At 71.7% G+C, this 26,588-nt stretch carries 24 protein-coding genes; 17 read left to right on the top strand and 7 right to left on the bottom strand.

Features of this window, described 5'->3' with window-relative positions:
* Position 1 precedes the first annotated feature (1 nt).
* A complete protein-coding gene (locus tag L2C96_RS28885) occupies positions 2–520 on the top strand; it encodes a hypothetical protein (RefSeq protein ID WP_020421943.1) in 519 nt (172 codons plus the stop codon).
* A 271-nt stretch (positions 521–791) separates the two neighbouring features.
* Here L2C96_RS28885 and L2C96_RS28880 read toward each other — a convergent pair whose 3' ends face one another.
* Complete coding sequence (locus L2C96_RS28880; RefSeq protein ID WP_237338432.1) at positions 792–1,982, bottom strand: PQQ-dependent sugar dehydrogenase; 1,191 nt, start codon at positions 1,980–1,982, stop codon at positions 792–794.
* A gap of 52 nt (positions 1,983–2,034) precedes the next feature.
* Between L2C96_RS28880 and L2C96_RS28875 the strand changes: the two genes are divergently transcribed.
* The 4 genes from L2C96_RS28875 (at position 2,035) to L2C96_RS28860 (ending at position 4,919) form a co-directional block, all read left to right on the top strand.
* Positions 2,035–2,949: a 2-hydroxyacid dehydrogenase gene (locus L2C96_RS28875; RefSeq protein ID WP_237338431.1), complete on the top strand. Its 915-nt coding sequence runs from the start codon at positions 2,035–2,037 to the stop codon at positions 2,947–2,949.
* Between the two features lie 2 nt (positions 2,950–2,951).
* The gene (locus L2C96_RS28870) at positions 2,952–3,329 is read left to right on the top strand and encodes a VOC family protein (protein ID WP_020421946.1); all 378 of its coding nucleotides are present in this window, start codon (positions 2,952–2,954) and stop codon (positions 3,327–3,329) included.
* A gap of 444 nt (positions 3,330–3,773) precedes the next feature.
* Positions 3,774–4,250 carry a serine hydrolase gene (locus tag L2C96_RS28865; protein WP_237338452.1) on the top strand — a complete coding sequence of 159 codons (477 nt, stop codon included), beginning with the start codon at positions 3,774–3,776 and terminating at the stop codon, positions 4,248–4,250.
* 48 nt (positions 4,251–4,298) lie between these two features.
* Positions 4,299–4,919: a DoxX family protein gene (locus L2C96_RS28860; RefSeq protein WP_237338430.1), complete on the top strand. Its 621-nt coding sequence runs from the start codon at positions 4,299–4,301 to the stop codon at positions 4,917–4,919.
* Between the two features lie 53 nt (positions 4,920–4,972).
* Here L2C96_RS28860 and ilvD read toward each other — a convergent pair whose 3' ends face one another.
* Together ilvD and L2C96_RS28850 are read right to left on the bottom strand one after the other, a co-directional pair.
* Positions 4,973–6,817: a dihydroxy-acid dehydratase gene (ilvD, locus tag L2C96_RS28855; RefSeq protein WP_237338429.1), complete on the bottom strand. Its 1,845-nt coding sequence runs from the start codon at positions 6,815–6,817 to the stop codon at positions 4,973–4,975.
* Positions 6,818–6,842: 25 nt separating this feature from the next.
* Entirely contained in the window at positions 6,843–7,295 is a 453-nt protein-coding gene (locus L2C96_RS28850) for a PH domain-containing protein (RefSeq protein WP_237338428.1), read from the bottom strand.
* Positions 7,296–7,593: 298 nt separating this feature from the next.
* Here L2C96_RS28850 and L2C96_RS28845 point away from each other — a divergent pair, with 298 nt between their 5' ends.
* From L2C96_RS28845 to L2C96_RS28830, 4 genes are all read left to right on the top strand, one after another.
* Entirely contained in the window at positions 7,594–9,456 is a 1,863-nt protein-coding gene (locus L2C96_RS28845; protein ID WP_039791902.1) for an acetolactate synthase large subunit, read from the top strand.
* Positions 9,453–9,959, top strand: a complete 507-nt coding sequence (gene ilvN, locus L2C96_RS28840) for an acetolactate synthase small subunit (protein WP_027936447.1) — start codon at positions 9,453–9,455, stop codon at positions 9,957–9,959. Before L2C96_RS28845 ends, ilvN begins: the two co-directional genes overlap by 4 nt.
* Before the next feature lie 32 nt (positions 9,960–9,991).
* On the top strand, positions 9,992–11,005 hold the full coding sequence (gene ilvC, locus L2C96_RS28835) for a ketol-acid reductoisomerase (RefSeq protein ID WP_017987460.1): 1,014 nt from the start codon (positions 9,992–9,994) through the stop codon (positions 11,003–11,005).
* A gap of 79 nt (positions 11,006–11,084) precedes the next feature.
* A complete protein-coding gene (locus L2C96_RS28830) occupies positions 11,085–11,327 on the top strand; it encodes a DUF397 domain-containing protein (RefSeq protein WP_020421958.1) in 243 nt (80 codons plus the stop codon).
* Between the two features lie 10 nt (positions 11,328–11,337).
* On the opposite strand, the gene L2C96_RS28825 is transcribed toward L2C96_RS28830, so the two are convergent.
* Both L2C96_RS28825 and L2C96_RS28820 read right to left on the bottom strand, forming a co-directional pair.
* Entirely contained in the window at positions 11,338–12,162 is an 825-nt protein-coding gene (locus tag L2C96_RS28825) for a TIGR03620 family F420-dependent LLM class oxidoreductase (protein WP_237338427.1), read from the bottom strand.
* A complete protein-coding gene (locus L2C96_RS28820; RefSeq protein WP_237338426.1) occupies positions 12,159–12,788 on the bottom strand; it encodes an LLM class flavin-dependent oxidoreductase in 630 nt (209 codons plus the stop codon). The genes L2C96_RS28825 and L2C96_RS28820 overlap by 4 nt, the downstream gene beginning before the upstream one ends.
* Before the next feature lie 77 nt (positions 12,789–12,865).
* Here L2C96_RS28820 and L2C96_RS28815 point away from each other — a divergent pair, with 77 nt between their 5' ends.
* From L2C96_RS28815 to L2C96_RS28785, 7 genes are all read left to right on the top strand, one after another.
* Positions 12,866–13,420: a TetR/AcrR family transcriptional regulator gene (locus L2C96_RS28815; protein WP_020421961.1), complete on the top strand. Its 555-nt coding sequence runs from the start codon at positions 12,866–12,868 to the stop codon at positions 13,418–13,420.
* 72 nt (positions 13,421–13,492) lie between these two features.
* On the top strand, positions 13,493–15,091 hold the full coding sequence (gene serA, locus L2C96_RS28810; protein ID WP_237338425.1) for a phosphoglycerate dehydrogenase: 1,599 nt from the start codon (positions 13,493–13,495) through the stop codon (positions 15,089–15,091).
* Positions 15,092–15,200: 109 nt separating this feature from the next.
* On the top strand, positions 15,201–18,509 hold the full coding sequence (locus L2C96_RS28805) for a S8 family serine peptidase (RefSeq protein WP_237338424.1): 3,309 nt from the start codon (positions 15,201–15,203) through the stop codon (positions 18,507–18,509).
* Positions 18,510–18,675: 166 nt separating this feature from the next.
* Positions 18,676–19,719 carry a 3-isopropylmalate dehydrogenase gene (locus L2C96_RS28800; RefSeq protein WP_020421964.1) on the top strand — a complete coding sequence of 348 codons (1,044 nt, stop codon included), beginning with the start codon at positions 18,676–18,678 and terminating at the stop codon, positions 19,717–19,719.
* A gap of 233 nt (positions 19,720–19,952) precedes the next feature.
* Positions 19,953–21,554, top strand: a complete 1,602-nt coding sequence (cimA, locus tag L2C96_RS28795; protein WP_237338423.1) for a citramalate synthase — start codon at positions 19,953–19,955, stop codon at positions 21,552–21,554.
* Positions 21,555–21,870: 316 nt separating this feature from the next.
* Complete coding sequence (locus tag L2C96_RS28790; protein ID WP_237338422.1) at positions 21,871–23,811, top strand: AMP-binding protein; 1,941 nt, start codon at positions 21,871–21,873, stop codon at positions 23,809–23,811.
* Between the two features lie 13 nt (positions 23,812–23,824).
* The gene (locus L2C96_RS28785) at positions 23,825–24,406 is read left to right on the top strand and encodes a cupin domain-containing protein (RefSeq protein ID WP_237338421.1); all 582 of its coding nucleotides are present in this window, start codon (positions 23,825–23,827) and stop codon (positions 24,404–24,406) included.
* Here the strand turns inward: L2C96_RS28785 and L2C96_RS28780 are convergent.
* Both L2C96_RS28780 and L2C96_RS28775 read right to left on the bottom strand, forming a co-directional pair.
* The gene (locus L2C96_RS28780) at positions 24,352–24,552 is read right to left on the bottom strand and encodes a hypothetical protein (RefSeq protein WP_237338420.1); all 201 of its coding nucleotides are present in this window, start codon (positions 24,550–24,552) and stop codon (positions 24,352–24,354) included. The two genes, L2C96_RS28785 and L2C96_RS28780, sit on opposite strands and share 55 nt — an antisense overlap.
* Positions 24,546–25,562, bottom strand: coding sequence for a Rieske 2Fe-2S domain-containing protein (locus L2C96_RS28775; RefSeq protein WP_237338419.1), 1,017 nt, complete (start codon positions 25,560–25,562; stop codon positions 24,546–24,548). The genes L2C96_RS28780 and L2C96_RS28775 overlap by 7 nt, the downstream gene beginning before the upstream one ends.
* Positions 25,563–25,680: 118 nt before the next feature.
* Between L2C96_RS28775 and L2C96_RS28770 the strand changes: the two genes are divergently transcribed.
* Positions 25,681–26,439, top strand: coding sequence for a fumarylacetoacetate hydrolase family protein (locus L2C96_RS28770; RefSeq protein ID WP_237338418.1), 759 nt, complete (start codon positions 25,681–25,683; stop codon positions 26,437–26,439).
* The last annotated feature ends 149 nt before the right edge of the window (positions 26,440–26,588 follow it).

Genomic DNA, 26,588 nt, shown 5'->3' with positions numbered 1-26,588 from the left:
GATGCCGTCGAAGGTGTCCGCAGAGCCCGAGCGGTTCTCGCTCGCCCGCGTCAGCTGGCGCGAGTGGACGGCGTTCGGGGCGGGCGTGGTGGCCACGCTCGCCCTGTTCCTGCCGTGGACGAACCTGTCCGCGACGAACCAGGTCGTCGACGAGGCCCTGCGGGAACTGCCGTCCTCCGACGTCGCGCGGGACGCCTGGACCACCGGGTTCCTCGCCTGGTGCGGGCCGTTGCTGCTGCTCCTTGCCGGTGTCGCGGTGGTCGCGTTCGGACAGTTCCGCAAGGTGCGCGTCGCCGGGCTGCCGCACCTGTGGCTGATCTTCGCCGGGGTCGCTCTGTTGTTGATGGTCCTCGGCTGGTTCGCGATGGGCTGGCAGTTCGACGAGGACACGCGCGAGCTGCTCGACGAGGGCGGCATCGGGCTGTACGCCGGGATCGGCCGGTACCTGGGGATGCTCGGTGCGCTGGCCTCGCTGGTGGCGGCTGTGCTGGACGTTCGGGCGCTGCGCCGCCGGGCCTGAGGTTTTCGCTACGCGGGTTTCTACTGCGCCGGCTTCGCTTCGCTACGCCCGGATTTGGTGCCCTCCCGAACCCGATCTTTCAGTGTTCGGTTGCCGAGACACCGCGTCAAGGCGGGAAAGCGTGCCTTGACCCGGCGGCTCGGCAACCGATTTGGCTGGGGATCGGGTTGCGGGAGGGGAGTGGTTCGGGGGGTTTCGGGCTTGCGTTGCCAGCCTGCGGTTCCGGGTGTGGGGCTGGTCGGCTTTCGTTGCCGGGGCGCCGACCTGGCTCCTAGTCCTTGCCGCTGCCGCCGCTCGGGGTAGCCTGCAGCGAGATCAGCACGACCCGGTCGTCGCTGGAAATCGGCTGGCCGCCGTCCTTGTTGACGGTGCCCACGAGCGCGAACTGGCTGTCGATCTGGTCCAGCCCGCCGTAGCGGCCGTACGCGGTGCCGTTCTTGCCGTCCATCAGCGTCTTCGGCTTGCCGCCCACCGAACCGTCCAGCGTGATGGGCAGTTCCTGCAGGTTGGCGCCCACCGAGGTGGCGATGACGACCGCCGAGCCGCTGTCCGCGCAGCCCGCCAGCGCCGGCTTCTCCGGCCACGTCCACGTCGGCACCGCGAGCGACGCGCCCGGCGTGATCGCGTACAGCGCGTCCGCCGACGAGCCCCGGTCCGTGATCCACATCCGGGAACCGTCCGTCGCCTTGCAGAGGCCGCCGGGGGAGTGCACCCCGCTCGCGTACACCCGCGAGCCGGGCGTCGGGTTGCCCTGCGCCGCGTTGCCCGCCGTGTCGATGCGCAGGACCTTCCCGGCCAGGGAGTTCGGGTCCGCCGCCGCCGACGGGTTGCCCGCGTCGCCCGTCGCGACCAGCAGCGCGCCCCTGCCGTCGGTCATGATCGCGCCCCGGTTGCCCGTCGCGCCCTTCGGGATGCCCGTCAGCAGCGCCTTCGGCTGCTGGCCACGCGTGAAGCGGACCACCCGGTTGTCGGTGGCCGTCGTGACGTAGGCGAACACCAGCTGGTCCTCGGCGAACGTCGGGGACAGCGCCAGCCCGGTCAGGCCGCCGTCACCGGTCGCCTGCACGTCCAGGCGGATGACCTCGGCCGGCGTGTGACCGCTCGACACCTGCAGCACGCGGCCCGTCTTGCGCTCCGCGGCCAGCGCGCTCGGCGCGGCGCCGGTGTCCGGCAACGCGGCGAGCGCGGACACGGTGTCCAGGCACGTCGCGATCACCGACTGGTCGTAGTCGGTGCAGCCCTGCGGCGGCGGGATCGATGTCTGCGGCGAGCTGGGCCGCGACTCGTCGTCACCGCCGTCCACCTCGGGCAGTTCCGGCTGCGGCCCGGCCGGGGCGGTCAGCTCCGGGGCAGGCTCGAACGTCTGGTTCGCGGCCCGGTCGTCGAACTGCGCGCAGCCGGTCAGCAGCAGCCCGCAGGCCGCCACCAGCCACCACGGCGCCTTCCCGTTCCCGACACGCACGCTCCCAGCCTAGGTGCCGGTGGGTGAACGACGGGTAAGTACCGTGGCGATCATGCCCGTCACGGTTCTGGTCCCCGACGAAGACGGCCTGCACGTGCTCGGCGAGCTGCCCGGGGTGCGGCCCGTCCGCTACAGCTGGCGCGAGCCGCTGCCGCCCGAGGCCGCCGACGCCGAGGTCCTCGTCCCCGGCGCGCACCGGCCCGAGGAACGCGACGCGGTGCTCGGCGCGCTGCCGAACCTGAAGCTCATCCAGCTGCTGTCGGCGGGCGCGGAGAACTGGATCGGGACCGTGCCGGACGGTGTGCTGCTGTCCACCTGCCGCGGCGCGCACGGCGGCAGCACGGCCGAATGGGTCGTCGCCGTGCTGCTGTCGATCTACCGCGAGCTGCCCGGGTTCGCCGCCGACCAGGCCGCGCACCGCTGGAACCTGCACGCCACCGACACGCTGCAGGACAAGCGAGTGCTCGTCGTCGGGGCCGGTGACCTGGGGCGGCAGCTCAAGCGCCGCCTGGTGGCGTTCGACGCGCGGGTCACGATGGTTGGCGTCAGCGCGCGTGAGGGCGTGCACCCGGTGGACGAGCTGCCCGCGCTGCTGGGCGTGCACGACGTCGTCGCGCTGATGGTGCCGCTGACCTCGCGCACCCGGGGGATGGTGGACGCGAAGTTCCTCGCCGCGATGCCCGACGGCGCGATCCTCGTCAACGCCGCGCGCGGACCGGTGGTCGACACGGACGCGCTGGTGGCCGAGCTGACCGCGGGCCGCCTGCGGGCCGCGCTGGACGTCACCGACCCCGAGCCGCTGCCCGCGGACCATCCACTGTGGACCGCGCCGAACGTGCTGCTGACGCCGCACGTGGCCGGCTCGGTGACGGGCAGCAAGCGGCGCTCGTACGCGGTGGTCGCCGCGGAGATCGCCCGCTACGCCGGCGGGGAGCTGCCGCAGAACCTCGTGCACGGGGAGTACTAGGGATGATCCTCCGCCACGTGACGATCGACTGCGCCGAGCCCTACGAGCTGGCCCGGTTCTGGAGCGAGGTGACCGGCTGGCCGGTCTCCGGCGAGGATTCGCCCGGCGACCCCGAGGTGCTGGTCGAGGCGCCCGCGCCGCTGCCGGGCCTGCTGTTCATCCGGGTTCCCGAGGACAAGACGGTGAAGAACCGCGTCCACTTCGACTGGATGCCGGACGAACGGTCCCGCGACGCGGAGGTCGAGCGCCTTCTCGGGCTCGGCGCGCGGGTGCACGAGGACCACCGGACACCCGACGGGCTCGGCTGGGTCACGCTGCTCGATCCCGAAGGCAACGAGTTCTGCATCGAGCGCAGCGCGGGCGAGCGCGAAACCACCTGACAAACCCCGGGGTGTGTCAGGCGCCGTGTCAGCGCGGAGGCGGTGCGGTGTCAGGCCGGCGGGCGAACGTAATCGCATCGACCACGTTGCACCGATACCGAAGTAACACACAATGCAGAACGTCGACGCCCCCGCCGTCCAGGTCGCCGAGCCGGACCGGCCCGAGCGGCGGCAGGCTGTCCAGGCCCTCGTCGACGCCGGGTTCGCCGCCGCCGAGATGTGCGTCCGCGACGACCGCGGCCGCTGGACCGGTCGTGCGGATGCTGTTGCAGCACACCAGCGGCCTCTACAACTACACCGGCGAGCTCGACGCCGACGGCACGTTCGTCATGGGGCTCCCGTCGCAGGGCAAGGCTCTGACCGGCGCCCGGCTCGAACCGCGGCGGCCGCGACAGCGCGAACGCCGTCACCGGCAACACCTACGCCGAGGAGGCCCAGCGGCGCATCCTCGGGCCGCTCGGGCTCGCGGACACCGTGGTGTCGGCGACCTCGCCGGACCTGCCTGGACCGCACGCGCACGGCTACTACCGCTGCGAGGACGGCACCCTCGTCGACGTCAGCCGCCAGAACCCCACCCTGCTGGCCGGCGCCGGTGACCTGATCTCGACCGCGGAGGACCTGAACACCTTCATCTCCGCGTTGCTCGGCGGCCGGCTCCTGCCCGCCCCGCTGCTGGCCGAGATGCTCACCCCGCACGGCGAGCTCAACCTCGGACTCGGCCTGTGGGTGCAGGACCTCGGCCCGGCGGGCACGATCGTGCACCACAACGGCGGCGCCCCGGGCGGCTACGGCGCCCTGATGATCAGCACGCCGGACGGCAGCCGCACCCTGACGGCGACGCTGACCACCGGCGAGGCCGACCCGGCAGAGGTGTTCCCCGCGGCGCTGGGCGCGCTCATCATGTCGGTGTTCGGCAGCTGAACACCGGAACCTGTCGCGCATCCGACACGGATGGCCTAACCTGCGCGGGTGACCAGCCCTCAGGACGAGTCGAAGACCCAGAACCTGTTCACGGAATCCGGGTACTACCAGCCCACCGAGAGCAGCAGCACCAGCATGCTCTCCGACGTCGAGGACCGGCCGTCGCCGCCGGTGAACCGCTACCACGGCGGGATCGACTTCGGTCTGCTCGCGCTGCGGCTGGCGCTCGGGGCGATCCTCGGCGCGCACGGGTTGCAGAAGGTGTTCGGGCTGTTCGGCGGCCCCGGCATCGACGGCACGGCGCGGATGCTGGAGTCGATGGGCTACACGGCCCAGCCGACGCTGCTCGCGTGGATCACCGGGTTGAGCGAACTGATCGGCGCGGTGCTCGTGGTGCTGGGCCTGTTCACCCAGATCGGCGCCGCGGCGATCCTCGGCGTCACCGTGAACATGGTCTACGTCCAGTGGCGCGGCGGGTTCTTCGAGCCGAACGGGTTCGAGTTCGAGCTGCTGCTGGCGACCGCGGCGTTCGCGCTGCTGTTCACCGGCTCCGGGCGGATCGCGCTGGACGTCAACACCCCGTGGCGGCGCCGCCCGGTGCCGTTCGGGTTGTTCTTCCTGCTGATCGCCGCCGCGGCGGCCGTCGTGGTCATCGTGCTGGCGCGCTGAACAACGAAAAAGGGCCCCGGCTGTGCGCAGCCGGGGCCCTTTTCTCGTCAGGCCTACTTGTTCGGGTCGCGCACGGCGCCCGTGTCGGCGGAGGTGGCCATCCGCGCGTAGGCGCGCAGGGCCGCGGTCACCGGCCGCTGGCGGTCCACCGGCTGCCACGGCCGCTCCGAGGCCTCCATCTTCGCCCGGCGCTCGGCCAGCACGTCGGCGTCCACCAGCAGCTCGAGCTTCCGCTCGTGCACGTCGATCAGGATCTGGTCGCCGTCCTGGACCAGGCCGATCGTGCCGCCCGACGCGGCCTCCGGCGAGATGTGCCCGACCGAGATCCCGGACGAGCCGCCGGAGAACCGGCCGTCGGTGATCAACGCGCACTTCTTGCCGAGCCCGGCGCCCTTGAGGAACGCCGTCGGGTGCAGCATCTCCTGCATGCCAGGGCCGCCGGCGGGACCCTCGTAGCGGACCACGAGCACCTCACCCGGCTGGATCTTCTTGCTCAGGATGACCGAGACGGCCTCCTCCTGGCTCTCGACCACGCGCGCCGGGCCCTGGAACCGCCACAGCTCCTCGTCGATGCCCGCGGACTTGATCACCGCGCCGTTCTCGGCCAGGTTGCCGCGCAGCACCGCGAGCCCGCCGTCCTTGGTGTAGGCGTGCTCGATGTCGCGGATGCAGCCGTTCGAGGCGTCCGTGTCGAGCTCGGTCCACCGGTTGGACGTGGAGAACGCCTCCGTGGTGCGGACCCCGCCGGGCGCGGCGTGGAACAGCTCGATCGCTTCCTCGGAAGCCGACCCGCCGCGGATGTCCCACTTGGACAGCCACTCCTCGAGCGAAGAGGAGTGCACGGCAGTGACATCCCGGTTGAGCAGCCCGGCCCGGTTCAGCTCACCGAGGATGGCGGGGATGCCGCCGGCCCGGTGCACGTCCTCCATGTGGTAGTCGGAGTTCGGCGCGACCTTCGACAGGCACGGCACGCGGCGGCCGATCTCGTCGATGTCGGAGATCGTGAAGTCGACCTCGCCCTCCTGCGCCGCGGCCAGGATGTGCAGCACCGTGTTGGTCGAGCCGCCCATCGCCATGTCCAGCGCCATTGCGTTCTCGAACGCCTTGCGGTTGGCGATCGACCGCGGCAGCACGCTGTCGTCGTCCTCGCCGTACCAGCGCTTGCACAGCTCCATCACCGTGCGGCCGGCGTCCTCGAACAGCTTGCGGCGCGCGGCGTGCGTGGCCAGCGTCGAGCCGTTGCCCGGCAGCGACAGGCCCAGCGCCTCGGTCAGGCAGTTCATCGAGTTCGCGGTGAACATGCCCGAGCACGACCCGCACGTCGGGCACGCGGACCGCTCCACAATGGACAGCCCGTCCTCGTCGACGGCGGGGTTCGCCGAGGCGGAGATGCTGGTGATCAGGTCGGTCGGCGCGTGCGCGACGCCGTCCACGACCACCGCCTTGCCCGCCTCCATCGGACCGCCGGAGACGAACACCACCGGGATGTTCAGGCGCATCGCGGCGTTGAGCATGCCCGGGGTGATCTTGTCGCAGTTGGAGATGCAGACCAGCGCGTCGGCCTGGTGCGCGTTGACCATGTACTCGACCGAGTCGGCGATGATCTCGCGCGAGGGCAGCGAGTAGAGCATGCCGCTGTGCCCCATGGCGATGCCGTCGTCCACCGCGATCGTGTGGAACTCGCGCGCCACGCCACCGGCCTCGCGGATCGCCCCGGCCACGATGTCGCCGAGGTCCTTGAGGTGCACGTGCCCGGGCACGAACTGGGTGTAGGAGTTGGCGATCGCGACGATCGGCTTGCCGAAGTCGCCGTCGGTCAGCCCGGTGGCCCGCCAGAGGGACCGGGCGCCCGCGGCGTTGCGGCCATGGGTGGTTGTTCGGGAGCGCAGAGCAGGCATGGCAGCCAGGTTACGCCCGGCGTGATCAGGACTGGCCGGTGTCCTTCCCAACGTCCTCGGCGTCCTCGGCGTCCAGGTCGTCGGTCAGGCCGCTCGGGTCCTTCATGCGGCCCTCGCTGACCAGGGAGATCACCGGCAGGTGGCGGGTGCGGACGGACGGCAGCGGGACCTCGCTGCCGTCCGTCAGCACCGCGCGGACCTTGGCCTTGTCGTTGATCGCCAGCCCCTTGAGCGAGGACCACGGCAGTTCGCGGTGGCCGAACACCGTCCGCACGTCCAGGCCGCGCGCGGAGGCGACCGTGCGGGTGCGCACCACGAAGACGAACAACCCGATCGGGATGACGTACATCAGCCACAGCCCCGGCACGTCGGCGAAGGCGGCGGGGATCATGCAGACCGCCAGGAACACGACGGCGAGCAGGGTGATCAGCGGAACGCGGAAGATCGCCTTCCGGCCCTCTTGCTGGGTTTCGGCCACGCCACCATGGTGCCTCCCGCCCACCGGGACGCCACGGCCGGGTGCGCCCAGTATCCGGGATCACCGTCCCGCAGAGTTGACACTGTTCGACGCGACCCGATAACGTCACCGCCGTGAACCCGCAGATTGGCCTCGTACTTCCCCCGCGCGTCGACGCGTAGGGACCATCGAACCCACTGCGTCGACGCGCGACCCTCGTGCGACCTGGAAAGGTCGGCGGGGGTTTTTTGTTGCCCACCGCCAGCCCCGAACCCCACCACCCGACGAGAAGCCCGACGAGACCCACGAGGCAGAACTGATGACAAGCGCCACGTCGCGATCGGAAACGAAACCCGGAGCGAATCCGGCCGCCGCGTCGCCGGCCCAGCTCGGCAGCCGCCCCAAGCCAGCCCCGCCCGCAGGCACGCCGGTCCGGGTGACCGGCGCGCAGTCGCTGGTGCGCTCGCTCGAGGCGATGGGCGTCGAGGTGGTCTTCGGCATTCCGGGTGGCACCATCCTGCCTGCCTACGACCCGCTCCTGGACTCGACGAAGGTGCGGCACGTCCTCGTCCGCCACGAGCAGGGCGCCGGGCACGCGGCCACCGGGTACGCGCAGGCCACCGGCAAGGTCGGCGTGTGCATGGCGACCTCGGGTCCCGGCGCGACCAACCTGGTCACCCCGCTGGCCGACGCGAACATGGACTCCGTCCCGGTCGTCGCGATCACCGGCCAGCAGACCCGGCCGCTGATCGGCACCGACGCGTTCCAGGAAGCCGACATCTGCGGCATCACGATGCCGATCACCAAGCACAACTTCCTGGTCACCGACCCCATCGACATCCCGCGCGTGATCGCCGAGGCGTTCCACCTCGCCTCCACCGGCCGTCCCGGCCCGGTCCTGGTCGACATCCCCAAGGACGTGCTGCAGGAGACCACCTCGTTCTCCTGGCCGCCGGAGCTGCACCTGCCCGGCTACCGGCCGACGCTGCGCCCGCACGGCAAGCAGGTCCGCGAGGCCGCGCGGCTCATCGCGCAGGCCCGCCGCCCGGTCCTCTACGTCGGCGGCGGCGTGATCAAGGCGCAGGCCCACGCGCAGCTGAAGGAGCTGGCCGAGCTGACCGGCATCCCCGTGGTCACCACGCTGATGGCCCGTGGCGCGTTCCCCGACTCGCACCAGCAGCACCTGGGCATGCCCGGCATGCACGGCTCGGTCGCCGCGGTCGCCGCGATGCAGCGCGCCGACCTGCTGGTCGCGCTCGGCGCCCGGTTCGACGACCGGGTGACCGGTCAGCTGTCGTCGTTCGCGCCGGAGGCCAAGGTCGTCCACGCCGACATCGACCCGGCCGAGATCTCCAAGAACCGCAAGGCCGACGTGCCGATCGTCGGGGACTGCGCGGAGATCATCACCGAGCTGATCGACGCGGTGAAGGCCGAGACCGACCGCATCGGCGAGCCGGACCTGGCCCCGTGGTGGACGCAGATCGACGCGTGGCGCCAGACCTTCCCGGCGGGCTACGAGTGGCCGTCCGACGGCACCCTGTCGCCGCAGTACGTCATCGAGCGCATCGGCCAGATCGTCGGGCCGGACGCCGTCTACACCGCGGGTGTCGGCCAGCACCAGATGTGGGCCGCGCAGTTCATCAAGTACGAGAACCCGCGCACCTGGCTCAACTCCGGCGGCCTCGGCACCATGGGCTACGCGGTGCCCGCCGCGATGGGCGCCAAGTTCGGCGTGCCGGACAAGCAGGTGTGGGCCATCGACGGCGACGGCTGCTTCCAGATGACCAACCAGGAGCTGGCCACCTGCGCCATCGAGGGCGCGCCGATCAAGGTCGCCGTCATCAACAACGGCAACCTGGGCATGGTCCGCCAGTGGCAGAACCTGTTCTACGCCGAGCGGTACTCCAACACCGACCTCGGCACCCACAAGCACCGGATCCCGGACTTCACGCTGCTGGCCGAGGCGCTGGGCTGCGCGGGCCTGCGGTGCGAGACCAAGGACGAGGTCGACGACGTCATCCGCCGCGCGATGGAGATCAACGACCGCCCCGTCGTGATCGACTTCGTGGTCGGCAAGGACGCCCAGGTCTGGCCCATGGTGGCGGCCGGGACCGGCAACGACGAGATCATGGCCGCGCGCGGCATCCGCCCGCTGTTCGAGGACGACGAGGTTTCGCAGTGACCAGGCATACGCTGTCCGTGTTGGTGGAGAATGTCCCCGGGGTGCTCGCCAGAGTCGCCGGGTTGTTCTCCCGCCGCGGTTTCAACATCGAGTCCCTCGCCGTCGGGCCCACGGAAAACCCCGAGGTGTCCCGGATGACGATCGTGGTCGCCGTTGAGGAGCTACCGCTCGAACAGGTGACCAAGCAGCTCAACAAGCTGGTCAACGTCATCAAGATCGTGGAGCTCGAGCCCGCCTCGTCGGTGCAGCGCGAACTGCTGCTCGTCAAGGTGCGGGCCGATGCCACCGTGCGCAGCCAGGTCCTCGAGACCGTCCAGCTGTTCCGTGCGAAGGTGGTCGACGTGTCGCCCGAGGCGCTCACCATCGAGGCCACCGGCACCGGTGACAAGCTCGGTGCCCTTCTGCGCATGCTGGAGCCGTACGGCGTGCGTGAGATCGTGCAGTCCGGCATGGTCGCGGTCGGCCGGGGTCCCCGGTCGATCACCGCCTCCGCGCCCCGTTGAAGTTTTAGAACCGAAAGGAATCAGTTCCCCTCATGTCAGTCGAAATCTTCTACGACGACGACGCCGATCTCAGCATCATCCAGGGTCGCAAGGTCGCCGTGATCGGTTACGGCAGCCAGGGCCACGCGCACGCGCTGAGCCTGCGCGACTCCGGGGTCGATGTGCGCATCGGTCTTCCGGAGGGGTCGAAGTCGCGCGCGAAGGCCGAGGAGGAGGGCCTGCGGGTGCTCACCCCGGCGGAGGCGTCCGCCGAGGCCGACCTGATCATGATCCTCGCGCCGGACACCAAGCAGCGCTTCATCTACAGCGAGGACATCGAGCCGAACCTGAAGGACGGCGACGCCCTGTTCTTCGGCCACGGCTTCAACATCCGCTACGAGCTGATCAAGCCGCCGGCCAATGTGGACGTGGCGATGGTGGCGCCGAAGGGCCCCGGTCACCTGGTCCGCCGCCAGTTCGTCGACGGCAAGGGCGTGCCCGCCCTGATCGCGGTCGAGCAGGACGCCTCCGGCAACGCGCAGGCGCTCGCGCTGTCCTACGCCGCCGCCATCGGTGGCGCCCGCGCCGGTGTCATCAAGACCACCTTCAAGGAGGAGACCGAGACCGACCTGTTCGGTGAGCAGGCCGTCCTCTGCGGTGGCGCCTCCGCGCTGGTGCAGACCGGGTTCGAGGTGCTGACCGAGGCCGGTTACGCGCCCGAGATCGCCTACTTCGAGGTGCTGCACGAGCTGAAGCTCATCGTCGACCTCATGTACGAGGGTGGCATCGCCCGGATGCGCTACTCGATCTCCGACACCGCCGAGTACGGCGACCTCACCCGCGGCCCGCGTGTCATCACGCCCGCGGTGAAGGAGGAGATGAAGAAGATCCTGGGCGAGATCCAGGACGGCACCTTCGCCCGCGAGTGGGTCGGCGAGGACGAGGCAGGCCGCGCCAACTTCCGCAAGCTGCAGGAAGCCGGCGAGCAGCACCCGATCGAGGAGACCGGGAAGAAGCTGCGCGGCCTGATGTCGTGGGTCGACCGGCCGATCACCGAGACCGCCTGAGTTTTCCGGTGAGGAAGGGACCGCTCCGGGGTGCGCCCCCGGGGCGGTCCCTTTTCGTTTCCGGAGTTACCGTGATCACGTGGACGACAAGGTGCGGGTTCGCGAGGAACTGGATCTCACCGGGGCGCGGTGGCAGGCCACGGACGGCGAACTGGAGTTCGCGCAGGTCGAGCACGTCGACGGTCTCGTCTACACGGCGCTGCGCAAGGCGACCGACCCGGACGGGCCGGTCCTGGTCTTCACACCGTCCGAATGGGACGCGTTTGTCGCCGGTGCCCGGGACGGCGAGTTCCACGACCTGGCGGGGCTGACCGCGGACTGAGCGGCCGCCGTCAGAGCAGCAGGCCGGCCAGCCGCCGCCAGCCGGCCAGGGGCAGGCCGGGCTCGTCGGTGATCACCTGCAGGCACACGTGGTCCGCGCCGGCGTCGAGGTGCGCCTTGACCCGGCCGGCGATCTCCTCCTCCCCGATCGCGATGACGGCCTCGACCAGCCGGGTGCTGCCCGCGAGGTCGTCGTCGGTGAAGCCGAGGCGCTTGAGGTTGACGCGGTGGTGCTCGGCCCGTTCGAGGTAGAAGCCCACCTCCGCACGGGCGATGTCCAGGCCCCGGTCGCGGTCGAGCACCACGCCCTGCTCGACCGCCAGGTAGGCGTCCGGCCCGAGGGTCTCCCGCGCTAGCGCGGTGTGCTCCGGCGGCACGAAGTACGGGTGGGCGCCGTCGGTGCGTTCGGCGGCCAGCCGCAGCATGCGCGGGCCGAGCGCGGCGAGCACCCGCCGTGCCGGCGGCACCGGTTCGGGGCTGGTGAACTCCGCCGCGTCCATCTCGTCCAGGTAGGCGCGGATGCTCTCGACCGGGCGCGCGCCGCGCGCGTGCCCGCCGAGGCCCAGCACGAACCGGCCGGGGTAGGCCTCGGCCAGTGCGCGCGCCCCGCCCGCGACGCCGGCCGGGCTGCGCCGGTCGAAGCGGGCGACGCCGGTGGCGACGGTGATGCGCGAGGTCGCGCCCAGCAGCAGGGCGGCCTGGGTGAGCGCCTCGCGCCCCGGGTACTCGCCGAACCACAGGCTGTCGAACCCGAGCTCCTCGATCTCGGCCGCCGCCTCGCGGACCTGGCCGATCGGCGCGGCGTCGAAGGCGAAGGTCCAGATGCCGACGCTCACGCGGCCACCCCCGGCAGCGCCGGGGCGAGACGCGCCAGCTGGTCCACCGCGCCGGGCAGATCCGCCGCGGTGGGGGAGATCAGCACCTGGTCCGCGCCCGCGTCCAGCTGCCGGAAGGCGTCGTGGCCGAATGTCCGCCCTGGCCCCGCGTCGGTGCCGACCCGCGGGATCTGCCCCACTGACGATCGCGCCTTGGCGGGATGCGCATCGAGCTCCCGGCGCGGGCTCAGCAGCTCGTCCTGGCCGTGCAACGCGGTGCGCGGACGGTAGTCCCGCATCCCGCGCAGCGGATCCGCGAACGACTGCCCGAGGCTCGCGGCCTGGAACGGGTGCCCGATCCCCAGCCCGAGCACGAACCGCCCGGGGTGGGCCTCGGCGACGGTGCGCGCCGCCGCCTGCGCGGTCACCGCCGGCCGCGACCACACGTTCGCGATCCCGGTGCCCACGGTGATCCGCCCGGTCGCGCCGAGGAAGACCGCGGAGCGCGCGAACGCGTCCCGCCCGCCGACGGTCTCGCCCATCCACACCGACGCGTAACCGAGCTCGTCGATCCGCGCCGGCTGCTCCCGTTCCACGCCGGCGGTCACCGGGTTCCCGCCGGAGAGCCACACACCCACTGAACTCATCGAAATCCTTTCGGAGGGGTCCTCCGGTTCACTGTACGGAGGCGGCCTCCGTTTTGTCACGCCTAAAGTGGATCGTGATGAGCAGCACCCGTCCCCTCCGCGCCGACGCCCGCCGCAACTACGAGCGCCTCCTGGCGGAGGCCCACACGGCCTTCGCCGAGTTCGGTGTGGACGCCTCGCTGGAAGAGATCGCGCGCCGCGCCGGGGTCGGGATCGGGACGCTCTACCGGCACTTCCCGACCAGGGAGGCGCTGCTGGTGGCCTTGCTCGGCGAGCGGTTCGAGGCGCAGGCCCGCGCCGCCGAAGAACTCCTCGAAGACCGGGACCCGCTGGACGCCCTGCGCACCTTCGCGCGGAGCCTGCTCGACGCCGCCACCACGTTCCGCGGCCTGGCCGACGCCACCGCGGAGGCGCTCAACGACGAGACCTCGGACCTCCACGCCGCCTGCGCCGGGATGCGCGCGGCGGTCGCGCGACTCGTCGCCCGCGCGCAGGAATCCGGTCAGCTGCGCGCGGACCTCAAGCCCGACGAGGTGTTGCTGATGGTGCACGCGGCGGGGTGGGCCGGTGAGCACGCGGGCACCCCGGACCGGCTCCTCGATCTCGTCTTCGCCGGGTTGCGCTCCCGTTAACAGGCCCGGTGAGCAGCGCGACTAGACTCGCGGGCGTCGTTTGAGCCCAGCCGCGTCCACGGGAGCCCCATCGTGACCAACCCCAGCAAGCCGGTCGTCCTCATCGCCGAAAAGCTCGCCCCGTCCACGCTGGCCGTGTTCGGCGACGAGGTCGAGGTCCGGCACGTGGACGGCACCGACCGCCCCGCTCTGCTGGAGGCCGTGAAGTCCGCCGACGCGCTGCTGGTCCGCTCCGCCACCAAGGTGGACGCCGAGGTGCTGGCCGCCACCACGCGCCTGAAGGTCGTCGCCCGCGCCGGTGTCGGCCTGGACAACGTCGAGGTGCCCGCCGCCACCGCGCGCGGTGTGCTCGTGGTGAACGCCCCGACCTCGAACATCGTCTCGGCCGCCGAGCACGCCGTCGCGCTGCTGCTGGCTGTGGCCCGCCGCGTGCCCGCCGCCGACCAGAGCCTGCAGGGCGGCGCCTGGAAGCGCAGCCAGTTCACCGGTGTCGAGCTGAACGGCAAGACCGTCGGTGTCGTCGGATTCGGCAAGATCGGGCAGTTGTTCGCGCAGCGCCTCGCCGCGTTCGACACCAAGATCGTCGCCTACGACCCGTACGTCCCGGCCGCCCGCGCCGCCCAGCTCGGCGTCGAGATGCTCAGCCTCGACGAGCTGCTCGCGCGCGCCGACATGATCTCGATCCACCTGCCGAAGACCCCGGAGACCAAGGGCCTGATCGACGCCGAGGCGCTGAAGAAGACCAAGCCGGGCGTGATCATCGTCAATGCGGCCCGCGGTGGCCTTGTCGACGAGGACGCGCTGGCCGAGGCCATCCGCAACGGCCACGTCGGCGGCGCCGGCATCGACGTGTTCGTCACCGAGCCGACCACCGAGAGCCCGCTGTTCGGGCTGCCCAACGTCGTCGTCACCCCGCACCTGGGCGCCTCGACCGCCGAGGCGCAGGACCGCGCGGGCACCGACGTCGCCCGGTCGGTGCTGCTCGCCCTGCGCGGCGACTTCGTGCCGGACGCGGTGAACGTCGCCAGCGGTGGCGTGGTGGGCGAGGAGGTCCGTCCGTACCTGCCGCTGACCCAGAAGCTGGGCACCGTGCTGGCCGCGCTGAGCCAGAAGGCGCCGTCGGCGGTCACCGTCGAGGTGCGCGGCGAGCTGTCGTCGGAGGACGTCAGCGTGCTGTCGCTGGCCGCCCTGCGGGGCGTGTTCGCCGGCGTGGTCGAGGACCAGGTCACGTTCGTCAACGCGCCGCGCCTCGCCGAGGAGTTCGGCGTGCGAACCGAGATCGTCACCGAGCCGGAGAGCCCGAACTGGCGCAGCCTGGTCACCGTGCGCGCGGTGCACGACGACGGCACCACGCTGTCGGTGTCGGGTTCGATCACCGGCAACAACCAGGTGGAGAAGCTGGTGGAGGTCAACGGCCGCCACTTCGACCTGCGCGCCGAGGGCCACATGCTGCTCCTGGAGTACCCGGACCGCCCGGGCATCATGGGCCGCGTCGGCACCCTGCTGGGTGAGGCCTCGGTCAACATCGAGGCGGCGCAGATCAGCCAGACCACCGACCGGTCGGACGCGGTGATGATCCTGCGCGTCGACCGCGAGGTGGACTCCCACCTGCTGGAGCCGATCGCCGCGACCGTGGGCGCGCGCACCATCCGCGCCGTCACGTTCGCATAACGCGCACTACCTCCCAAAGTCGGATTACTCCGATGCGCTCTAGGCGCATCGCGGGAGCACCGGCTAAGTTCGCACCCTCGCCTTGATCGGAGTGAGGGTGCGAACAAGCATGAGAAACACGACCCGGCGGTCGCTCGCCGCCGTCTTCGCCGCCGCGCTCGCCGCGACCGGTTTCGCGTCGGGCAGCGCGGCGGCCCAGGACGAGCCGCTGGCGGCGGGCAAGCCCGTGGCCAAGGTGTCCGCGGACGGCCTGCAGGGCAAGCTGTCCCCACGGCTGGCCTCGGCCAAGGGCCGGACGACCGCCTTCATCGAGCTGACCCAGCAGCCCGCGGTGGACGCGTTCAACGCCGAGCGCGGCGCGGGCAAGGACCGCGCCAGGCAGGCGGCGAACAACGCGCGCGCCGGCGTCGCCGGGGTGGTGAACTCCGTGCTGGGCCAGCTGCGTTCGCTCGACGCGGGCACCGAGGTGCTCTACTCGACCGCGAACGCCGTGTCCGGTGTCGTGGTGACCGCCGACGCCGCGAAGATCCGCGAGCTGGCCGCCCGCCCGGACGTCGCGTCGATCCGCACCGTCGTGCCGAAGACGCGCAGCAACTCGAGCGCCGCTCAGCTGACCAACACGCTCAACGCGTGGCAGCAGACCGGCCGCCTCGGCGACGGCATCAAGGTCGGGGTCATCGACGACGGCATCGACTACACCCACGCCGACTTCGGCGGCCCCGGCACGAAGGCGGCCTACGACTCGGTCGACCGGGACGCGCCGACGCCGCTGTTCCCCAACGCCAAGGTGGTCGGCGGCACCGACCTGGTCGGCGACGAGTACGACGCCGGCACCGAGGGCGCCGACACCCCCAAGCCGGACCCCAACCCGATCGCCTGCGGCGAGCACGGCACGCACGTCGCCGGCACGGTCGGCGGCTACGGCGTCAACGCCGACGGCAGCACCTTCACCGGCGACTACTCGAAGCTGACCACCGAGTCGCTGAACGCCATGAAGATCGGCCCGGGCATGGCGCCCAAGGCCTCCCTGTACGCGATCAAGGTGTTCGGCTGCGAGGGCTCCACAGACGTCACGTCGCAGGCGCTGGACTGGGCGCTGGACCCCAACGGCGACGGTGACTTCGACGACCGCCTCGACATCGTCAACCTGTCGCTGGGCAGCGACTTCGGCGCGCCCGACGACCCGGACTCGCTGTTCGTGCGCAAGCTGGCCGCGAACAACGTCCTGTCCGTCATCGCCGAGGGCAACGGCGGCGACCTCTACGACGTCGGCGGCTCGCCGGGCAACACGCCCGAGGCGCTGACCGTGGCGTCCAGCCGGGACGTCTCCGTGCTGCGTGACGCGGCGGACGTGACCGCCCCGGCCGGTGTCGCCGGCCCGAAGGGCGGCCAGTACAGCCAGAACTACACCGGCTACGACACCCTCGACCGCACCGCGGCGGTGGCGAAGCTGTCCTCGGCGAACGCCGACGGCTGCGCGCCCTACTCCGACGCCGACAAGGCCGCGGTCGCGGGCAAGTACGCGTGGCTGGAGTGGGACGACAACGACGCCACCCGCGCCTGCGGTTCGGCCGCGCGGGCCAACAACGCGCAGGCCGCCGGCGCCGCCGGTGTGCTGCTGTCGTCGAGCCTGGAGCACTTCGCCGCTGGCATCGCGGGCAACTCGGCCATCCCGATGTTCCAGTTCACGGCGTCGGCGACCAGCCAGATCCGCCCGGCGCTGGACGCGGGCACGCTGACCGTCCGCCTGTACGGGGCAGGCCGGGCGAGCCTGCAGACCTACGACCCGGCGATCGTGGACACCCCGAGCTCGTTCACCTCGCGCGGCGTGCGCGGCCCGGCCGTCAAGCCGGACGTGTCCGCGCCCGGTGACACGATCTCGTCGGCCCTGCGCGGCAGCGGCAACAACCGCACCGTCCTGTCCGGCACGTCGATGGCGACGCCGCTGACCGCCGGTGTCACCGCGCTGCTGCGCCAGGCGCACCCCGACTGGTCCGTCGAGGAGATCAAGGCCCTGGTGATGAACACCGCCGGGCACGACATCGTCGCCGGCGGCAAGACCTACGCGCCGCAGCGCGTCGGCGCCGGGCGGCTGGACACCCAGGCCGCGCTGAACGACCAGGTGCTGGCCTACTCGCGGGACGACCGGGGCGCGGTCAGCGTCACCTTCGGCACCGTCGAGGTGGACCGACCGACCACGCTCACCAAGACCATCCAGGTGGTCAACAAGGGCGACAGCTGGGCGCGCTACGCCGTGGCCTACGAGGGCATCACCAACCTGCCCGGCGTGCAGTACCAGCTGTCGGACCGCTCGGTGACGGTGCCGCCGCGCGGCACCGCGTCGGTCCGCGTCACGCTGCGGATCACCGATCCCACGGCGCTGCGCAAGGTCATCGACCCGACGGTCGCGACCGAGCAGGCCGGGATGGCCCGCCAGTTCGTCGCCGACGCCTCCGGCCGGGTCGTGCTCACCCCGCCGCCCGGCGGCAACAGCCCGGCGCTGCGCGTGCCGGTCTACGCGGCGCCGAAGCCGGTGTCGTCGATCGACACCCCGAAGTCGCTGAACTTCACGGCCGACACCGCGCGCTTCACGCTCACCGGCCGCGGCGTCGACCAGGGCACCGGCAGCCAGCGCTACGAGTCGCTGATCAGCGTGCTGGAGCTGCAGGGCGAGTCCCCGCGGCTGCCCGAGTGCCGCGGCAGGCTGACCGACGGCTGCACCATCAACGAGACGGCCAAGGCCGGTGACCTGCAGTACGTCGGCGCGGCGTCCACCATCGCGCAGGCGCGGCAGGCCGGCCACGCCGACCAGGCGCTGCTCGCCTTCGGGATCTCGACCTGGGGCAACTGGGCGAACCTGGGCAGCAACACGATCCCGTTCGTCGACATCGACACCACCGGCGACGGCGTGCCCGACTTCGAGTCCTACGTCACGAAGGCGAGCGGCACCGACGTCTGGCTGGTCAACACCGTGGACCTGAACGCCGAGGGCTTCCCCACCGTGGACGTCCAGGCGGTCAACGGCCAGCTCGGTGACGTGGACACCAACGTGTTCGACACCAACGTCGTGCTGCTGCCGGTCAGCATCACGGCGCTGGGCATCGACCCGGCCGCGGCCTCCCACAAGATCAGCTACACCGTCGGCACCACCGGGTACTACGTGGCGCCCAGCAGCGAGAACGGGCTCATCGACGCCATCGGCACGCCGATGACGTTCGACGCGCTCGCGCCGGCCTACTCGGTCGCCGGGGCCAACGGCTCCGCGCTGATGTACTCGGCCAAGCCCGGCACGGCGCTCGACGTCACGCGCAACCCGGCGTCGGCCGACACGGTCCTCGGGCTGCTCGCGCTGAAGCACCACAACGGCAACGGCAACCGGGTGAGCGTGATCCGGGTGAACGGGGGTAGCAGGCCCTGACGACCGGGGCCGCTCCACCATCCGGGTGTCTCACTTCTCGGGAGATTCCGTCATAAGGGTGGTGCCGCTTCGGCTCGTTGGCGACAGCCGGTAACCTGCCGTCGCTGGAGTATGTGGGCAAACGGGTGCGAACGAGCCCCGTGGCCCTGATCGACGGAGGTGTCTGATGCGGCTGGCGGTGATCCCAGGTGATGGGATCGGACCCGAAGTGATCACCGAGGCCCTGAAGGTACTCGGCGAGGTCGCTCCCACAGTGGAGTACACGAACTACGACCTCGGCGCGGCCCGCTGGCACGCCACCGGCGAGCTGCTCCCCGAGTCGGTCCTCGGCGAGCTCCGGCAGCACGACGCCATCCTGCTGGGCGCGGTCGGCGACCCGACCGTGCCCAGCGGGATCCTGGAGCGGGGCCTGCTGCTCCGCCTGCGGTTCGAGCTGGACCACCACGTGAACCTGCGCCCGGCCAAGCTGTACCCGGGCGTGCGCGGCCCGCTGGCCGACAGCAACGCCGAGATCGACATGGTGGTCGTGCGCGAGGGCACCGAGGGCCCGTACGCCGGCAACGGCGGCCTGCTGCGCAAGGACACCGAGCACGAGATCGCCACGGAGGTCAGCGTCAACACCGCGTTCGGCATCCGCCGCGTGGTGTCCGACGCGTTCAAGCGGGCCGAGGAGCGGCCGCGCAAGCACCTCACGCTGGTGCACAAGACCAACGTGCTGCTGCACGCCGGTTCGCTGTGGTCGCGGATCGTCGAGGAGGTGTCGCTCGAGCACCCGGAGGTCACGGTCTCCTACTCGCACGTCGACGCCGCGACGATCCACATGGTCACCGACCCCGGCCGCTTCGACGTGATCGTCACCGACAACCTGTTCGGCGACATCATCACCGACCTGGCGGCCGCCGTGACCGGTGGCATCGGCCTCGCGGCCAGCGGCAACCTGGACATCACGCGCCGCAACCCGAGCATGTTCGAGCCGGTGCACGGCAGCGCGCCGGACATCGCCGGGCAGGGCATCGCCGACCCGACCGCCGCGGTGCTGTCGGTGTCGCTGCTGCTGGACCACCTCGGCCAGCGCGAGGCGGCGCGCCGCATCGAGGCGTCCGTCGCCTTCGACCTGGCGACCCGCGACCAGGCCAACCCGGGCACCACCCAGGCGATCGGCGACCGCCTGGCGGCCCTGGTCTCGTCGAACACGCGACCGGTCGCCTGATCGTTTCCCGCGCCGTGGAGGCCATCCCCGCACCGGGGGTGGCCTCCGCCGCATTTTTGCCCTTTCGCGCACCGGTGTGACATGATGCGGGCATGGCTTCCTCTTTTGCCGTGATCATTATCGGCAGGCGCGCCGGGTAGTGTCCGCATCGGACACCTGGCGCGCAGACCTCTCGCATCCGCGGGAGGTTTTTTTGTTGCCCGAGAAGCCTTCCACCACGCAAGGAGACGACCGTGACCCGCACGGAGCCAGCCGGACTGCCGCTCGGTGACGACTTCCACCTGTACGACACGACTTTGCGGGACGGGGCCCAGCGCGAGGGCATCTCCTACTCGGTGGCGGACAAGCTCGCCGTCGCGCGCCTGCTGGACGAGCTGGGTGTGGGCTTCATCGAGGGCGGCTGGCCGGGCGCGCTGCCGAAGGACACCGAGTTCTTCGCCCGCGCCGCGGACGGGGAGCTGATCCTCAAGCACGCGGCGCTCGTCGCGTTCGGGTCGACGCGCAAGGCGGGCGCGAAGGCGGCGGAGGACGCCCAGGTGCGGGCGCTGCTCGACTCGCGGGCGCCGGTGGTGACGCTGGTCGCGAAGTCCGACCGCCGCCACATCGAGCGCGCGCTGCGCGTCGACGTCGACGAGGCCTGCGCGATGGTCGCCGACACCGTGTCGTTCCTGGTCGGCGAGGGCCGCCGGGTGTTCCTCGACGCCGAGCACTTCTTCGACGGCTACGCCTTCGACCCGGACACCGCGCTGCGCGTGCTGGAAGCCGGGTTCACCGCGGGCGCCGACGTCGTCGTGCTGTGCGACACCAACGGCGGCCAGCTGCCGCTCGGGATCGCCGAGACCGTGCGGGAAGTCGCCGCCCGCACCGGTTTCCGGCTCGGCATCCACTGCCAGGACGACACTTCCTGCGCCGTCGCCAACAGCATCGCGGCGGTGCAGGCCGGCGCGACGCACGTGCAGTGCACCGCGAACGGGTACGGGGAGCGGGCCGGCAACGCCGACCTGTTCGCCGTGACGGGAAACCTCGTGGCCAAGCTCGGCATGGACGTGCTCCCCACCGGGGGCGCCGCCGAGCTGACCCGCGTCTCCCATGCCCTTGCCGAAATCGCGAACATCGCACCCGACACCCACCAGGCCTACGTCGGGTCGTCGGCCTTCGCCCACAAGGCGGGGCTGCACGCGAGCGCGATCAAGGTGGATCCGTTGCTGTACAACCACATCGATCCATCTTCCGTCGGCAACGACATGCGGGTCCTGGTCACCGAGATGGCCGGCAGGGCCAGCCTGGAGCTCAAGGGACGTGAGCTCGGGGTGGACCTTGCCGGCCGGCCTGAGGCGGTCACCAGCGTGGTGGCGAAGGTGAAGGAGCTGGAGGCCGAGGGCTGGTCGTTCGAGGCCGCCGACGCGTCGCTGGAACTGCTGCTGCGCAAGGAGGTCGACGGCCTGGCAGAGCCGCCGTTCACGCTGGAGTCCTACCGCGTGGTGCTGGACCACCGCGGCGACGGGGAGGTGATCTCCGAGGCGACGGTGAAGGTGCACGTCGCGGGGGAGCGGGTGATCGCGACCGCGGAGGGCAACGGCCCGGTGCACGCGCTGGACGCGGCGCTGCGGAAGGCGCTGTCCCCGGCGCTGTCCTGGTTGGACAGTGTCGAGCTGTCGGACTACAAGGTGCGGATCCTGCCGAGCCACCCGGGCACCGACGCGGTGACGCGGGTGCTGCTGAAGTCCAGCGACGGCGACCAGGAGTGGACCACGGTCGGCGTGCACGGCAGCATCGTCGAGGCGAGCTGGCTCGCCCTGTGCGACGCCCTGGTGCACAAGAGCATGCGCGGCTAGGACTCTGTTTCGGGATGCTTGCGGGCCGGTGCGGGTGGCGGCCCCTCCCGCCAGCCCGCCACCGCCCTCAACGGTCAGGCTTCGCGTGACGGTCTCGTTCAAGGCGGCCCCTGGCTGTGGGATCGCCTCCTCATGACCTCCCACCCGCCAGCCCACCGCCACCCTCAACGGACACGCTGCGCGCGGCTCTGCGCGTTCGAACCCGCGGCGGTGCCGGTTGACGGCCCACCGCAAGCGGCTCCACCGCTTCCCAGGGCCCCGGCGGCGGGACTCGCCTCCCTGCAACTGCCGTCCCTGAGCGGCCAGGGTGGGTGCGGTGGAGCCATGGCGGGCAATCCTCGACGGCCTCCCGGACAACGCCCGGGTCGTGCTGCGCTGCCCCACCGGCGACGCGTTCGCCGAGCTGCTGCTGGCCTGCGCCGACCGCAGGCTGGTGGCGGTTCCGCTGCGCGCCCGCGTGCCGGACACCGAGGTGGCCAGGGTCGCCGCGGCGGTCGGGGCCTCCGCGCTCGTGGACGGGCCGCCCCGCGCGTCGCGAGTGAGCTTGCTCGACGGCGAGCCCGATCATCCGGACGCCGCCGGCTTGGCGTTCCTCGTGCACACCCCGGGCGCCGGCCGGTGCGTCATGCTCGGCCGCGACGAGGTGGCCGGCAACGCGGCGCGGACCGCGGCCCTGCACGGCTTCTCGCCGGTCCGCCAGCACGCCACCGCGCTGCCGCTGCACCACGTCACCGCGCTGGTCATGTCGCTGGTCGGCACCCGGCTCACCGACGCGCCCCTCGTGCTGACCGAGAAGTTCGACCCCGTCACGTTCTTCGCGGCGGTCGAGGCGAAGGGCGCGCAGACCGCGTCGCTCGTGCCGGCGCAGCTGCGCGAGGTGGTCCGCGCCGGTGTCCACTGGCCGGACTGCCTGGAGTACGTGATCACCTCCGGCGCGCCGCTGTCGCGGGAACTGGCCGCGGATTTCGCCGCCCGGTACGGGCCGCGGTTGCGGCAGGCCTACGGGCTCACCGAGGCGGTCAACCTCAGCACCACCATGCCGCTGCTCGACGCCGCCGGGTTCCGCGAACAGTACGTGCGGCACCAGGGTCCGGTCGGGGTGCCGTTGCCGGGCACGGAGCTGCGCCTGGAGGACGGGGAGGTGTGGCTCCGTGCGCCGGAGCTGATGCGCGGGTACTGGGGTGCCCCGGAGGTGAACCCGGTGACGCCGGACGGCTGGCTGCGCACCGGGGACCGCGGCGAGCTGCGTGACGGTTTCCTGGTGCTGCACGGGCGTTCCGCGGAACTGATCGAGCGCGGCGGGCAGCGGCTGCACCCGGCCGACGTCGAGGGGGAGTGGCGCGAGGCCGGGCTGTCCGGGGAGTTCGCCGCGGTGGCGGTGCCGGAACCCGCGCTGGGACACGAAGTCGCGCTCGTCGGCGCGGTGGCCGGGTTGCGGGAGGTGTGCCGGACCGCGCGGGTGCGGCCTGCGGTGTTCTCGTCCTCCGGGTTCCTGGCCGCGGAGAACGGGCAGCCGCTGCGCGAGGCGATGGCGCGCGGGCTCACCGTGCGGCGGGAGAGCGCGTTGCGGTACGAGGAACTGCTCGACCACGCCTGCCGTGCGGCGCGGGCGATCCTGGCCTCGCCGGTGCGCCCGGAGTGCGCGCGGGCACGCCACGTGTACCGCGAGGCCCTGGCGCTGACCGCGGCGCATTCCCCGCCGCGGCAGGCGCTTCCGGGCACCCGCACCGCCGCGCACGACGCGCTCGACGCCCTCGTCGCGGCCTGGCCGGATGTCGCGGAGGGCGCGCCGTTCGAGGAGTGGCGCCGCGTGCCGGGCGACTGGCCGATGTCGGTGTACGCCGAGTACGCGGCGGAGGTGGTGATCGCGTCGGGACGCACGCGTGGCCGGGTTCTGGACGCGGGACCGGACGATCTGGACAGTGGGCCGGGGCCAGAGATGTTCGACACCATCGTGGCCACGAACACCGTGCACCGCGCCGCCGACAAGGAGATGTCGCTGCGCCGCCTGCGTGACATGCTCACCGACGGCGGACGGCTGGTCCTGGCCGAGGGCACGAGCCCGACCGCCGGGGCGACGCCGTGGGCGCTGGACCTGCTCTTCGCCGCCGTCGACGGCTGGTGGGACCGCGGTGGACTCCGCAGCCGCTGGGAGTGGCTGCACTTGCTGCGCGAGGCCGGGTTCCGCGAACCGGGGTACGCCGCACTGCACGCCGGGCACCACGACCTCGGCGGGGTCGTCTGGGCGACCAAGTAGGAAGGGGACGGCCGTGGCCGAACTCGAACTCGTCACGTGGGCCCGCGGCCGGGTCCACAGGGGACACACCGAACTGGAGGTGTACCACGGCTCGCGCTCCACGGCGCTGCACGGCGCGCCCGCCGCGAGCGGGGATGCCCTGGTCTCCAACGGGGTCGTCGGCGCGGACCTGCTGCGCCTGCCCGCGGGCGCCGGGTTCGTGCCGCACACGCACCCCGGCCACCACGTGCTGGTGGTGACCGCCGGGATCGGCACGATCACCTACGCGGGCCGGATCCACGAGACCCGCGCCGGCCAGGTGTACCTCATCAAAGGCGAGGTGCCGCACGCCGTCGGCGCGATCACCGACCACGTCATCCTGGCCGTCGGCTCGCCGCACCGGGCGATCGACGCCGAGGACCGGATGGCGCCCGTGCCGTACGAGGAGGTCGTCTCGCTCGACGGCGAGCTGTGCTGCCTGATCTGCGACGTCATCACCAGCGCGCCTCGGCGGCCGCACGACGTGGGTTGCCCGCACTGCCCGTGCCACGCGTGCGCCGGTCAGAACGCCGGTTCGTCGGCGCCTGCCGGGACGGGGATCTCCAGCTCGACGTAGAACGCGTCGTCCGCGGCCTGTTCCAGCACGCTCACCGCGGTGCGGCAGAGCGGGCACCGGGATCTCCGCCAGGAGCCGGTGAAGATCCAGCGGCGGCAGCCTTCGCAGTAGCCCCAGCGCGGGGTTTCGTCGTGGCGCCTCAGCATCGCGTCACTCCGGTGCGCAGCCGGGCGAGCTCGGCGTGGTCGGGTTCGTCTTCGAGCCGTTCCAGGTGCTCGAAGACCCGGCGCAGCAGGACGACCGCGCCGTCGGTCTTCACGGGCACGTCCTCGTGGCCCCGCTCGGGGTGGGCGAGCATCGACTGCTGCGCCTCGATCGCCCACCGGTACTCGGGGATCATCGCGGCGATCCCGTCGGCGACCCGGTCGGCCAGCTTGCGCGACCGGCAGCTCACGGTCCACCACCACCGCAGCCGCCCCGGCGCGATCGGCGTGTGCAGGTGGTGCAGGACGTACCCCTTCTCCCGTTCGCCGCCCAGCCCGCCCGGCCCGACGCGCAGCTCGATCCGCGTCAGGCCGGGGTTGAGCACGTGGTGGGTGTGCTCGCGGTCGACGACGTCGTAGCCGAACCACTCCCGCATCACGTCGGGCAGCTGCTGGTCCCGGGCGCGGCGCACCGTCTTCACGGTCTCGACGCCGCCGATCGTGCGGCGTTCCAGGCGCACCGCGATCCGGGTGCCGCCGGACAGCCTCCGCACGTGCAGCGGGTACGAGCGCCGGACGTCGAGCAGGTTCTCCACCAGCAGGCGGCTGCTCGCCGCGACCTCCACCGGCTCTGACCGGACCGTCACCCAGCCCGGGATCTCGGGGGTGTCCGGCACGGCGACGCGTTCGGCGCGGTGGGGCGCGCCCGGCCACACCCAGACGAGTCCGTCCTTTTCGGTCACCGGACGACGGGGGAGCACGGTGGACGGTGCGGATCCGGGGGAGCACGGGCCCGGCTGGTCGTAGCAGACTCCGTGGTTGGCGCACCGCAGCTCGCCGCCGGAGCGGAGCAGCGGGAACCGCTTGTGCCGGCACCGCCCGTCGTAGGCGACGACCTCACCGTCGAGGGTCCGCCACAGCACGAGGGGCAGCCCCGCGACGACGGGTGCGTGCAGGCGGCCGCGCACGAAGTCGGGCGAGAACCCGGCGACGTACCAGGCGTTGGTGATCACCGAGCCTCCACGTTTCGTTCATCGAAATGAAGGTGCCGTTTAATGAGCCGCCTGTGGGGTAGCCCGTGTCAATGACCACCCGTGTGCCCGGGGGAGGGCGGCTGGTTAGGGTGGGTGGGTGCGTCTAGCTCGAGTTGCTCATGCCGGTGGGGTCGCCTTCGCTTCCGTCGACGGCGACGAGCTCCTGGAAATCGCCGACCACCCGTTCGGACAGCCGAATTACACGGGCAAGCGGTTCTCGCTCGCCGACGTGCGGCTGCTCGCGCCGATCCTCCCGTCGAAGGTGATCGCGATCGGCCGGAACTACGCGGAGCACGCGGCCGAGTTCGGCAACGAGGTGCCGGAGTCGCCGATGATGTTCCTCAAGCCGTCGACCAGCGTGATCGGCCCGAACGCCGCCATCAAACTGCCGGCCGCGTCGCAGCGGGTGGACTTCGAAGGCGAGCTCGCGGTGGTCATCGGCCAGCCGATCCGCAACGTGAAGGCCGCGCAGGCCCCGGCGGCGATCCTCGGTTACACGATCGCCAACGACGTCAGCGCGAGGGACCTCCAGAAGGCCGACGGCCAGTGGGGCCGCGCGAAGGGCTTCGACACGTTCTGCCCGCTCGGACCGTGGATCGAGACCGCCGTGGACGCCTCCGACCTGGCGATCCGCACCGAGGTGGACGGCGAGCTCAAGCAGGACTCGCGGACGTCGCTGCTGATCCACAAGATCCCCGAGCTGGTGGAGTTCGTGTCCGGCGTGATGACGCTCCTGCCCGGCGACGTCATCCTCACCGGCACGCCCGCCGGAGTCGGCCAGATCACCGACGGCCAGACGGTGTCCATCACGATCGAGGGCATCGGCACCCTGACCAACCCCGTGCAGAACGCCTAGCGCCGAACCAAAACCCGAGCTGGGTGGTCATCCCGTCGCCTGACACCGGCGCGATCACCTTGAGTCAGGGCCGCAACCTGCGCGCTCACCGGCGGCCGACCATGCCAACCTTGCGGCCCTGGCTCAAGGTGATATGCACAAACCGGAAG

Source organism: Amycolatopsis tucumanensis (assembly GCF_021654135.1).
GTDB classification, from domain to species: domain Bacteria; phylum Actinomycetota; class Actinomycetes; order Mycobacteriales; family Pseudonocardiaceae; genus Amycolatopsis_E; species Amycolatopsis_E tucumanensis.
The sequence above is the reverse complement of the archived record's forward strand: the minus strand, read 5'-3'. Positions and strand labels throughout refer to the sequence as shown.